A 12,437-nucleotide genomic window follows, 5' to 3' on the forward strand; every position below is an offset into this window, starting at 1 on the left:
CTATGGAGCCGCGTACGAGCCGTAGAGATGACCAGTCTTGCGCAAGCTATCCGAACCTTCCAAAGCAGCGGTGCGTCGCATGATGAGTTTCTAATACTCGTCGACAGCGCGTTGTCTGTCGACGACACCTCGACCGGACGCCTGCTGGAAATACTCCGCGAAGAACAAGCCATAACGCCGCTGCCTGCCGATCTTTATGCGGCCGTGCATCGAAGGATCGAGCAGGCGTCGCTGGCAAGCTACGGCGCAAATTCCGATGAAACTCGCTTGCAGACTTCGCCAGGCGCGTTGCAACAACGCTCGAACCCCTCTTCGCAGTCCGCCTCATCTTCCTCGTCCGCGCGCGACTTCGTGATGTCGGGCACGGATCAAGTGAAGGAAATCGGTGACACCCTCAACGGGCGCTTCGTGCTCGAGGAATGTCTCGGTGTGGGCGGCATGGGGACCGTCTACAAGGCGCTCGACCTGCGCAAGCTCGAAGCATCCGATCGCCGCCCGTACATCGCGATCAAGGTGTTGAATCTTCAGTTCCGGGGTAATCCAAAATCGCTCATTGCACTGCAGCGCGAAGCCAAGAAGGCGCAGGCGCTGGGGCATCGAAACATCGTCACGGTGTACGACTTCGATCGCGACGGCCCGGTCGTTTACCTGACGATGGAATATTTGTCCGGTCAGCCGCTGAGCCGGATCTTGCGGGCTCCGGCGTTCAAGGGCATGTCATATGCAGAGGCGTTGCCGATCTTCAAAGGCATGGCGAACGCTTTGGCCTACGCACACGAGCGCGGTTTCGTGCATTGCGATTTCAAACCCGCCAACGTATTCCTGACCGACACCGCCGAGGTGAAGGTCATCGACTTTGGTATCGCCCGCGTGTTCCAGCGGCCTGAAGAAGAGACCGACGCGACCATCTTCGACCCCGGCAGTCTCGGCGCGCTGACGCCCGCTTATGCGAGCCCGGAGATGCTCGAACATCGTGAGCCTGATCCCCGCGACGACATCTATGCGCTCGGCTGCACGACCTACGAACTGCTGACCGGGCGGCACCCCTTCGACCGTGTGCCCGCAACCCAGGCACGCAGCTCCGGCCTCAAGCCACAGCGTCCCGATGGTCTGGGGACGCGGCAATGGCGGGCGCTCAGGACGTCGCTTGCATTCGAGCGGGAAGCGCGCATGCCGACGGTCACGCACTTTCTGCAGGAATTCGGCGAGACCCCAAAACGTAGCGGTATGTCGGGCGCCGCAGTCAAGGCGGCTGTCTCGGCGGGCACGCTCGCGGTAGTGGCGGCGGGCGGCTATTTCTATGCGTCGTCGCATCGCGCCGTGCCGCTGGAGAAAGTCGCTGCCGTCCCTGAAAAGGTCGCGGCGGCGCCGGCCATGCCGATTGTCCCCGCGCTTTCGCTCGCGACGCTCACCCCCGTGCTTGCGAGTGTGCCGTGTTCGGCACTGGTGGCATCGGTGCAAGACCAGGCGCTTAGTGTGACCGGCTATATAGGTCAAAGCTATGGCGCGCAGAAGTTGCGCAGCACGCTGAACGAGATACCAGGCGTCGTCAATCCGCGCGTACAGGTGCAGGAAGTCGACAACGATAAATGTGACATCCTCAAGCTGATCTCGCCTTACTTGAGGGCTATCCGGCCCGCGTCGATTCAAACCCGGAATCAGAATACGCAGTTGACCGAAGGCCAGCCGCTAGTCGTTCAGGTCACCACGCCACCTTACGATTCATGGGTCAATATCGACTATTACCAACTCGATGGCAGCGTAGTCCACCTGCTGCCCAATGCACGTTCGAAAGACAATCAGGCGCCACCGAACTACGCCGCGACTATCGGCAGCGCGGGCGACTGGATCGTATCGAAGCCGTTCGGCTCGGAGATGATCGTGCTGCTCGTGACGCCTGCAGTCCTGTTCGATGCGCTCAGGCCCGACAGCGAGTCGGGAGCGGACTATTTACGTGCCGTGGAAAAACGGCTCGGCGAACTCGCAAGTAAATTCGGGCGCGACAAGATCGCCGTGGATCTCGTTCAGATCGACACGCATCCCCGCAAACAATAGTGTCCGCTTCAAGACCCGGTGAAGACCCCGTTATTTCATGTCGCGTGCCACGCGCAGGCCGTTTTGCGATTGCCGCACGCTGGCGCTGTATTTGAACCGCGTGGACGACTGCATGTAAGCACCGCCGTCGGGCCATGAGCCGCCGCGGATGACGCGCATCGGGCAGCCCGCCTCATCCCACACGCGGGCATCCGCCGGCGCGCCCTTATACGAGCTGTGCCAACAGTCAGCGACCCATTCCCAGACGCTGCCGTTCATGTCGAAGAGTCCGAAGGGATTTGGCATGAACGAGCCCACGTTCACCGGGCTATCCTTGCGCCATGGCTCGCCGCAGTCCTTGCAGTCGGCGTAACCCTTGCGCATCTCGTTGCCCCACCAGTAGGTCGTAGTGGTACCGCCTCGCGCGGCATATTCCCACTCGGCTTCGGTCGGCAGGCGATACGTCTTGCCCGTGGTCTTGCTAAGCCATTTAACGTAGACCTGTGCGTCGTCCCAGCTCAGATTGTGCACGGGCGTGGACTTGGAGGGATTGCCTTCTATATCGATGCGCGGGCACCCGCTTGCATCCGCGCACGCGTTCCACTGCTCGACGGTCACCTCGTATTTGCCGATCGCGAACGGCTGGCCAATGCTGACCCGATGCACGGGGCGTTCGGCGGGATCGTCGGAATTGCTGCCCATCTCGAACGTACCGCCCGGTAGCGCAACCAGCGCCGGACAGGTGGCGCAGTCCTTGATCTCGCCAGCAGTGGAGGCGGCGGTCTTGAGGGCTGGCTTGGAAGCAGGCGTGGGCGGCGGGGAAGCGGCCACCGATTTTTCCGCAGGCGCCGGCGCAGGGGGAGCCATTAAAGAGGATGCAGGCGGGGCTGCCGCGCGCGCATGCTCGGGCTGCGTTTGCGTTTGTGATTGGGCCTTCGGAGCAGCAGCAGAAGCGCGAAGCCGATCAATACGGGCATGAGCGAGCGTGGCAAAGCGCCCGTTAGGATAGGCCTTCAAATAGGCTTCGTAGTCGCTCGGGTAGGTGCTGTCCTTGATCGACTCCCAGAAGGTGAGCTCGTATTGTTCGTTGCTGTCCTTACGAAGAATCCCCCGGCTTTGAAACGCGACGACGGTTTCGGTTGCCGTCGTGCTTCGGCTGTGGTCGTTGCCGCTGTCGCTCGCTTGCGCAGCGGACGGTGCGAACTGGAATTCGCTTGCGGCTGCGGCCGGTCCTTCAGCTATCCACGGTACTTGTCGCCCCTCCGTCGCATGGCTCACGAATCGCGCGGCATCGTCTAGCACGCCCTCCATATTTCGCCCCGGCTGGGCAATTGCGCGCAACAAGGCGGCGGTATACGCGCCATGTCGCGTGCCGTCGGCCGCGTATGTGCCGGGTGCGGTCGCATACGCAACAATCGTCCGCGAGGGCGGCTGCACGATGCTGACGTTGGCCGGGTCGTATGGATTGTTCAGACAGGTATCGAGCACGACCAGATTGACTTGATCGCTGCGTGGCACCGACATGCCCGCGAGGATGCCGTTCAAGTCGATGCCCTGCGTGATCGGAGCCGCGGGGGAACCCTGCGCGTCGACCGGCAGCAGCAGCGTGGACTTGCCGACCTGCATCGCATGTCCGGCGAAATAGAGCAGGCCGACACCGCCCGCAGCCAGGCGCCTGTTGAATTCGTGAACTGCTTCGTTCATGCGTGCGCGATCCAGGTTCTCGTACGTCATGACCTCGAAGCCGAGCCGGCTCAGCAACTCGCCAGTTGCCGCCGCGTCGCGCGTGGCGTTGGTGAGCGAATGATCCTCATAGCTCGCATTGCCGATGACCAGCGCAAGGCGGCGTGGACGCGCGTCACCCTTCTGTTCAGCGGCGGCGCAGCTGAACGCGAGTGCCCCAAGCAGGACCGCGAGCCACAGATTTCTCCACATGAGTCTTCGCCACATGATCACACCCCGTGCCTTTTTTCGACGGCACCTTCAAGGAACCGCGCCAGAGCCGCATGATCTGCGGGAGCGCAACAAGCACTCACGCAGAATCCGATCGTCCGATGGGCGAGCATCACAATCAACCATAGCACGCAATTACTTCATATCAACGTGGTCAAGACGGCGTAACGATGCAACGTGTCGTGATTAGCCCGGGGATTGGCCTTTTATGACGAGCCTGTCTCGGCGATAAAAGATGGATACCTAATTATTCAGACGATATCGAATAGATAATCGATTGAATCGCGCATGACAAGAGGTCGAATCGCACTCCTTCGAGGCATGTCTTTTTAACTGATTCCGTCCTAAGCTAACAAAGAGAAAACCGTGCATAAGGTTCGGGAGAATACGAAAATGCAAAGAAGAACCGTCCTCGGCGTGCTCGCTTTCATGACGGTGCTCATGCCGTCGCGTTCGTTCCCGGCTGCGCGCACACCGTCTCCCCCCGGTGCGGAGGCATTCATCATCTGGCCGCCCGACGGCGCGGTCATCACAGGCGGAAAACTCTGGGTCCGCATGGGCCTGCGCAACATGGGCGTGTGCCCGAAGGGCGTCAACATCCCCAATGTAGGACACCATCACCTGCTAATCGATACGGAGTTGCCTCCGTTCGATGAGGCGATCCCCTCGGACCGCCAGCACCTGCATTTCGGAGCAGGTGAAACCGATGCGCGAATCGAGTTGCCGCCGGGCAAACACACGCTGCAGTTGCTCATGGGGGACTACAACCACGTGCCGCACGATCCCCCGATCTATTCGAAGAAGATCTCGATCACCGTGCGATGAAGCATGTGTCGCAGTGTGGATATTCAAGCGGGCTGCAGATTAAGCGGAGGGCGTGTGCCATGAAGAAATTTTGCGCTGCCGGGGCAATCTCGATCTCGATCGCGGTCTCGCTGCTATCCGCGTCCGTATCCGGCGCCGCGCTGGCCGGCCCCACTCCCGCGCCAGCCAATGCATACGCGTATATCGGCTATCCAAACAATGGTCAGACGCTGCCAGCCGGCAAGCCATTTCGCGTGTGGTTTGGTTTGCGTTACATGGGCGTCGCGCCGCGAGGCGTGAAGTATCCGAATACGGGCCACCATCATTTGTTGATCGACACGGATCTGCCCTCGTCGTTCGATGAGGAGATTCCCTCGGACCGCCAGCACCTGCATTTCGGCGCGGGCGAAACGGAGACCACACTCGAGTTGCCCCCCGGCAAGCACACGCTGCAATTACTGATGGGCGACTACATGCACGTCCCGCACAACCCTCCCGTCTATTCCAAGAAGATCACGATCTACGTTAAATGATCGGACCGGTTCACGCGCAGCGTGTGTCGCGCTTGAACCAACAGTTCATCGAACAAGCGTTGGTTGCTGGCCATCACGCGCGTGCCGCGTGACTCGCGGGCGGCCACCGTCCGGGGTCATGAACTAATCGCGCACGTCCTTTACCAGTAAAGCTCAGGAGCCTTTGGGCGCGGCTGCCGGTCACGCCTGGCATGGGCCATGCATTAGTGTCCTGCGAGCAGACATGATGCTCAACCCAACCTTCAAAGCCCATGGCTTTACCCCCAGGAGAACTGTGATGAAAACGCTCATGATCAAAGACCTGTCCGTTACCGAAGAACTCGACAGCCGCGCGATGTCCGCCGTGCGTGGCGGCAACCTGCCGGGCTTCTGGCCGAGCTACAGCAGCTCGACGACCAACCTCTCGTTCGGTGCGGAGCAGTTGATCAGCCAGTCGCAAAACACGATCAGCAACAACGGCAACAACGTTGCGTTTGCAAGCGGTATCTCGTCGACGGTCAAGCCGACGCAAACCGCCAACAACTACAACACGGTCAACTTTTGATCGTCAGGCGCCGGCAGCGAAGGTCATCCGGCCTTCGCTGCCGCACCAGCCTTAACCCCGAGCCGGCAAGTCTTCAAGCCGCAATCAATCTACCCGGAGTGAGATCGTGCAAGTCATGTCGCTATCGCGCGGGTTGCAAGGCCGCGCCGCCGAGTTCTCAGCGCGGGGTGTCGCACGCGCTCTGTTCGCACGCATGGCGTTTCCCGTCCTTGCCTGCACGACACTTCTCGCGGGTTGCATCGATGTCAATGTGCCGGACTACAAGCGTCCTGATACGCCCGCCAAGACCACGTGGTCGCAAACGGCCAAGGCGCTGGTCTCACCGGCCGACACCATTACGCTCGACTGGTGGAAGCAATTCCACGACCCGTATCTCGACTCCCTCGTCAGCCGTGCTATAGCGGGCAACTTCGATATCAAGATTCTCGCGGCGCGCGTGTCGGTCGCCGGCGGACAGATCAACGAGGCGCGCGCCGGCGCGCTTCCCACCGCCGATCTCGGCGCGGGCGCGGAGTTCGATAAAACCACGCGGCAGGATTTCTCGAAGCAATACAACGTCGCCACGCAGGTGAACTGGGATATCGACGTCTGGGGCGCGGTCGAGAAGGGCGTACAGGCGCAGAAGGCCGAATATCGCGCAACGGAAGCTGACTGGCGCGCAGGCTATCTCACGCTTGTATCCGATGTCTCGACAACCTACTTCCAGATTCTTCAGTTCGATGACCAGATCGACCAGCAGCAAAAAACGCTGCGCACCAATCAGCAGATCCTGACCATCTACGAAGGCATGGCGAAGAACGGACTTGCGCCGAACACGCAGGTCCTGACGCAGCGCGCGGAAATCAATCGTTTGACAAAAGACTTGCTCGAACTGCATCGCGACCGCGATCTGGCGAACAACGCGTTGGCCACATTGATCGGTGTCCCGGCCGGTGAGTTCGCCGTGCCGGCGGGGCAACTCGAGAAGCGCGTGCAGGTCCCCGTTGTACCGGCGGGCTTGCCGTCGCAATTGATGGCGCGGCGGCCCGACGTAGTGGCGGCCGAATACCGCGTGCTGGAAGCGTACGACGTCGTGGGGCAGGCGAAGCTCGCTCAGTTGCCGACCATCAGCCTCACGGGCCGGGGCGGTTCCGCAAGTTTCGCGCTGACCGATTTATTGAAGTCCTTCACGTTCAGCTTCATGCCCAGCATCAACATTCCGCTGCTGGATCCGAGTGTCAGGGCGCATGTCAAGACGACCGAGGCGCAGACGATCGTGGTCGAGCAGCAGTATCGACGCACCGTGATGGGGGCGTTCGAGGAGGTGGAGAACGCGCTGGTCAACCTTGACGCACATACGAAGCAGCGCACCGAACTGCAGGAAGAAGTGGGGCACTTGAAAGTGGTGGCCGCGCAGATTGAAGCGCAACTCAAGGAAGGCGTGGTGTCGCAACTGCAGGTCTTCGAGACTGAACGAACGTTGCTTGCGGCAGAACTGGCGTTGCTTGAAAACCATCAGCAGCTGCTCTCCGATACGGTCACCCTCTATAAGTCGCTGGGAGGTGGATGGTCGGCGGTCGACGTCCAGAAGACGGACCAGGCAAGCGACCCCACTGCCGCGCATGATGCGAACGGTGAACTTGCCGCAAGTAAGGGAGTAACGAACTAAGCGCTGGTCACGACGCCTGTTTTTAGGGCAATAGTCCACATCGGCCAAAACCAATGTTCGGAATGCAAAGTGTTAGTTCGCGGGCGACAGATGTGTTGCTGAATGATTGACTACCGCAAAGCGTGACTTACACTTATTTGCGTCACCGCTTTCATTGCGGTTTCGACCAACAAGGTTCATCGGTGGGAGTGTGCGGGCTCGTCGCCCAGCGCTCAACGTGATGAACATTCTTCGAGATGTGGACACATGGCTCCTGGAGAAGCTTCCGTTGCCGAGGCGGGGCCGATGCTGCACAAGGCCTTCGATCTCTTGCTCGAGCCCGAGTCCCATCCCGCGGCCGGCGTTATTCGTATCGACGAAAATCTGTTCGCGATCGGGCGGTTCGAAGCGCCGTTCTCCTCTTACGAGACCGATGCCGTCGCTCAGTTGTCGCGACGGCACGCGCGGATCTTTATCGAGCACGGCGTAGCGTACGCGGCCGACCTCGGCAGCAAGAACGGCACTACGGTGAACGGGGTCATGCTGCGCGAGAAGCCCGTGCGCCTTCAGGGCGGCGATGTCATAGGCTTTGGCGCAAAGCTGGTGTTCCGCGTGCGGATGGTGCCGCGCACCGCATCGCGAACCTGCGCCGCGATACCGGCTGTCCGCATGACGCTCACGCCGGTGCGCGGCGACCTGGGATTGCATCTGGTCGAACTGACGGAGTTTCCGTTCCTGATCAGCAAGGCGGACGAGACGTTCGCGCAGTACAGCGACCGCTATCCTCATCAGGTTAACTACGTGTCGCGACGGCACGCGCATATTTTCGTGAAAGCTGGCGAGCCATTCGTCGAGGACCTCGGCAGCACGAACGGTACATTCGTCGACGGCAAGCGAGTGGGTGAAACCGCGGTTGCGCTGCAAGATGGTGCGTCGCTTGCGTTCGGCGGCAACCACTTCGCGTACATCGTCGGCCTGCGGCGCGAAACGCAACCCGCTGTGACCACGACCATGACCGCGACGGCGACCGGCCCAGCGGCACAGGCCACACCGGACGATCTGGACAAGACCACTTTTATCGCAACCGCGCATTCCTTCCTGGATATCTTCTGCGTCGACCAGGGTCAACCGTCCGACGATGAAATCAATCGCGAGACCTTGCCCGAGGAGCGTGTCCCGCCACGCCGCCGCTCGCGCAGCAAGTTCGTGCGCTTTGTCTCCGAGCTCGGCGCGGCCTTCGGTGGCGGACAGGCGGTGGAGCGCCGGGTGCTCTTGTGGGGCCTGGCATTCGTCGCAGCAATCTTTGCGATCGGCAGCGCGCTTTATTTCAGCAATGCAGCCGAGCGGAACCTGAAGAGCCTCGTCGCTCATGGCGATTATCGCCATGCCGTGCCGGTCGTGAATGCTTACCTCGACAAGCATCCAAACGATCCGCAGGCGATGCTCCTGGGTACGGAAGCGCTTCTCAAAGGATATCTGCCGGACTGGCTCGACCAACTGAAACAGCGGAATTTCGACGCCGCGCGCGCAGTCGTCTCGCAGATGAAGACACTCGGTCCGACCAATGCCGATGCGCGCTTACTTGTCGGTGAGATCGACTGGATTGGACGGCTTGAAACGTTCATGGCGAGCCGCGAGAGGCCGGATGCTCCCATCCGCATCTACGCCGACGAGAACCGTATCAGCGAGTTGCTGAAGCAATGGGAGAGCGACCCGAGCGGTCATCAGCGGCGGCTGGACCGGATTGCATCGACAGTACCGGCGTTCAGGGATCTGTACGCCGTTGCGCTTAGTCATCTGCGCAAGCTCGAGAGCGACGACTCGGTTTATCTGGCAGCTATCGAGCGCCTCAAGGCAAGTGTCGACAAGGCGCTTGCACCGGGTGGTGACCCTGACGCGTTAAGTGGTGAAATTGCCGATTACGCCGACAAATACCCGCGCCTGGCGGGTCTCGATCGCGTGCAGGAAGATCTCCGGCAATACCTCGCGCTGGAGCACGCACGCCAGTCGCGCGAGCTCGGTCCGCTGATCGGCGCCATGCAGATAGCGCGCTTTACTACGCCACCGTTTCAGGCACAACAGCATCAGCTCGATGCCAAGGGCCTGCCTACGCCTGATGTCGTGCGGCGCTACACGGCGGTGTCGGATGCGTGGCGCAATGGGCAGACGGAGCTGGCCATGGCGGGCCTTCGATCGATGACAGGCGGACCGTGGGCCGACGCTGTCAGCGCCGAGCTCGCGCACAAGCAGGCGGTGGCCAGCCAATTCGCGGACCTGCAAAAGTCACGCGGCGCGCAAGGCTACGACGACCGGGTACTGTCGTTTTACGAATTACTCGATCCCGCTGCGGACGTCTGGTTCGTCAACGCGATCCAGCCGGATCTCAGTGCCCTCAGGCAGAAGGCGTTGGCGCGCGCGGACGAGTGGTTCAACCGGGCGCAGACGGCGTGGACGCAGTATCGGACCAACGGGCCGATCGGCGGTGACCAGCGGCTTGAGACTGGCCTGTCCGATAGCTTCAAAAAGCAGGCGAAGCTGCTGACCGACGCGTGGTCCGGCGCGCAACGGGCCGCGCAGCTTCTTCTCCAGTTGAAGGCTGATCGCAGCGCGCTTGCTGACAAGCTGCTCGCCGAAATAAACGCGGAAGTCGACTTGCAGCGGCGCTCGCTGGTTCAGTTGAGTCCGGTGCTGGACCCCGGGCTTCTGAGCGCCAAGCTGGCGCTGATCGGCGGGGATAAAACGTCCTACAAGGGAGCGAACGGTGAAGAACGACACGCACCCTAAATCCTTTGCCGAATCACTGGGCGATCACAGCGTGGAGGGCATCTCCATCCTCGTAGCGGAACCGGCGCGGCTGACCCAGGCGCTCATCTACACGATGGTCGCGCTGGTCGTGAGCGCGCTCATATGGTCGTTCGTCGGCCGTGCGGATGTGATCGTCACGGCGCAGGGCACGTTATCGCCCGAGTCCGAGGTACGGCGGTTCTATGCGCCTATAGACGGCGAGCTGGCCGATGTTTATATCGCGGAAGGGCAGCCGGTTTCGAAGGACGATGTCGTGGCGCGGCTCAACGCGCGGGGCGCGATCCAGGCCGCCACCAACGCGCTGGAAGCGCAGTTGAAACTCGATGACGCCGAGCGCGACTGGAAAGAGTTTCCCGAAAAAAAGCTGCTGATGGAGCGCAAGGCGGCGGCGCTGAAAGACCAGATGGAAGTGGAAGAGCATTTGCACCAGACTCGCGTGGCCGAAGGGACGACCAAGCTGGCTGAGGGACAGAAAGCACAAGTCGATGAGGCGCGCACCGAGCTGGATAGCGCCCGCCGCACCCGTGACGCGGCGAAGCAGGAGCTCGACCGCTACGCACGGCTGCTGGCGTTGCCGGGCGGTGGCGGAGTATCGGAGATCCAGGTCGAGAGCAAACGCAACGCTTACATGGAGGCGGATAACGCAACCCGGATCGCCCAGTCGAAACTGACCGAACTCGATTTCCGCCTCAGCCACGAATACTCGCAGGCCAAAGCGCAGCTTGAAACCAGCGGCCAGGAAGCGACCAGCCTGAAGCTGCAATACGAGTCGGCCATGCGGGAAATCACGAGCGCGGGCGACAAGTTGCGGCTGCAATTGCAAACCGCGAGGCTCGTCGCCGAAGCGGCGGACCGTATCCGCTTCGAGAATATCGATAAGGATAACTTCCTGCTTATCCTGGCGCCGGTGTCGGGTGTCATCACGGATGTCACGTCAACACAACCCGGCGACAAGATCCAGGCCAACACACCGCTTGGCGGCATTGCGCCCAAGGACGCGCGGCCGGTGCTGAAGATCGAGATAGCCGAACATGACCGCGCGTTCCTGCGGGAGGGGCAGGCGGTCAAGCTCAAGTTCAATGCGTTTCCGTATCAGCGCTACGGGGTGGTCGACGGCACGCTCGAATTCATCTCGCCCGCGACGAAACCGTCGCTGGAGACAAAACAGCCGGTCTATGAAGGACGCGTGACGCTCGCCCGGGACTATTACCAGGTGGCGGATACGCGCTACCCGTTGCGCTACGGCATGACGGCGACCGCGGAGATCGTGGTACGCGAGCGGCGCCTGATCGATCTTGGTCTTGACCCGTTCCGGCAGGTGGCGGGCTGACGGTGGCGGCGTTCATCGACTGCTTTTCAAGTTTAAAAAGGGGCATAAGAAATGACCGCGATTGTGCGAATAGACGATGAAGTCGTCGATGCCGATGAGTTCATCCGTGTGTTGAAACTGACCGGGCAATTCGAGGGGCTCGTCGAGCAACTCGTACGCGACAAGCTCACCGTGCGCGCGGCGAAGAAGCAGCACGTCGACGTGTCCGAGGGCGAGATCCAGGTGCGCGCCGATCAGTTCAGGCGCGTGCGTGGCCTGCACCGCGCCGCCGACATGAACCGCTATCTCGATGCGCTTGGCGTGAACCTCGACGAGTTCGAGACCTTCATCACGGACACCCTCTACCAGGAGAAGATGCTCGAACAGATTGGCGGTGACGCCGACGTCGAAGCGTTCTTCAAGCTGAATTCACCGCGTTTCGACAGCGTTGAGATCAGTCATATCGTGCTCGAAACACCGAGTCAGGCGAAGGAAATGATCTCCTATCTGCAGGACGATCCGGACAGCTTTACGGAGATGGCGCGGGAACACTCGATTGCCGATACCCGCGACCAGGGTGGCGTGCTTGGCAAGGTGTTGCGCGGGTCGCTCGGCACCGAGATCGAAGCCAAGGTGTTCAATGCCGCCGCTGGCGACCTGCTTGGACCGTTCCCCACACCCGACGGCACCGCCTACGAAATCTTTGCGGTGACGGCGAAACGTCCGGCCGTGCTGGATGCAGACGTAGCGTCCGAAATTCGCCGGTTGCTGCGCGAGCAATGGCTGCAGGCGCGGGCGCAGGAACACATTATCGAAGCGCGCTAGGGC

At 61.2% G+C, this 12,437-nt stretch carries 9 protein-coding genes; 8 read left to right on the forward strand and 1 reads right to left on the reverse strand.

From position 1 onward, the window contains the following. Positions 1-27 precede the first annotated feature (27 nt). The gene (locus BSU04_RS17780) at positions 28-2,055 is read left to right on the forward strand and encodes a serine/threonine protein kinase (RefSeq protein WP_089161839.1); all 2,028 of its coding nucleotides are present in this window, start codon (positions 28-30) and stop codon (positions 2,053-2,055) included. Positions 2,056-2,085: 30 nt separating this feature from the next. On the opposite strand, the gene BSU04_RS17785 is transcribed toward BSU04_RS17780, so the two are convergent. Beyond that, on the reverse strand, positions 2,086-3,969 hold the full coding sequence (locus tag BSU04_RS17785) for an SUMF1/EgtB/PvdO family nonheme iron enzyme (protein WP_089161840.1): 1,884 nt from the start codon (positions 3,967-3,969) through the stop codon (positions 2,086-2,088). A 411-nt stretch (positions 3,970-4,380) separates the two neighbouring features. Between BSU04_RS17785 and BSU04_RS17790 the strand changes: the two genes are divergently transcribed. From BSU04_RS17790 to BSU04_RS17820, 7 genes are all read left to right on the forward strand, one after another. Continuing rightward, a complete protein-coding gene (locus tag BSU04_RS17790) occupies positions 4,381-4,812 on the forward strand; it encodes a DUF4399 domain-containing protein (protein ID WP_089161841.1) in 432 nt (143 codons plus the stop codon). A gap of 59 nt (positions 4,813-4,871) precedes the next feature. Then, on the forward strand, positions 4,872-5,324 hold the full coding sequence (locus tag BSU04_RS17795; RefSeq protein ID WP_089161842.1) for a DUF4399 domain-containing protein: 453 nt from the start codon (positions 4,872-4,874) through the stop codon (positions 5,322-5,324). Between the two features lie 277 nt (positions 5,325-5,601). Then, positions 5,602-5,868, forward strand: a complete 267-nt coding sequence (locus BSU04_RS17800; RefSeq protein ID WP_089161843.1) for a hypothetical protein — start codon at positions 5,602-5,604, stop codon at positions 5,866-5,868. Positions 5,869-6,061: 193 nt separating this feature from the next. Further along, on the forward strand, positions 6,062-7,516 hold the full coding sequence (locus tag BSU04_RS17805) for an efflux transporter outer membrane subunit (RefSeq protein WP_089161992.1): 1,455 nt from the start codon (positions 6,062-6,064) through the stop codon (positions 7,514-7,516). Between the two features lie 246 nt (positions 7,517-7,762). Continuing rightward, entirely contained in the window at positions 7,763-10,279 is a 2,517-nt protein-coding gene (locus BSU04_RS17810; protein WP_089161844.1) for an FHA domain-containing protein, read from the forward strand. Next, positions 10,257-11,630 carry an HlyD family efflux transporter periplasmic adaptor subunit gene (locus BSU04_RS17815; protein ID WP_089161845.1) on the forward strand — a complete coding sequence of 458 codons (1,374 nt, stop codon included), beginning with the start codon at positions 10,257-10,259 and terminating at the stop codon, positions 11,628-11,630. The genes BSU04_RS17810 and BSU04_RS17815 overlap by 23 nt, the downstream gene beginning before the upstream one ends. Before the next feature lie 51 nt (positions 11,631-11,681). Beyond that, positions 11,682-12,434 (forward strand): peptidylprolyl isomerase, encoded by a 753-nt coding sequence (locus BSU04_RS17820; protein WP_089161846.1) that lies wholly within the window; start codon positions 11,682-11,684, stop codon positions 12,432-12,434. The last annotated feature ends 3 nt before the right edge of the window (positions 12,435-12,437 follow it).

Origin of the sequence: Caballeronia sordidicola, assembly GCF_002220365.1 — a bacterium.
Lineage (GTDB): Bacteria > Pseudomonadota > Gammaproteobacteria > Burkholderiales > Burkholderiaceae > Caballeronia > Caballeronia sordidicola_C.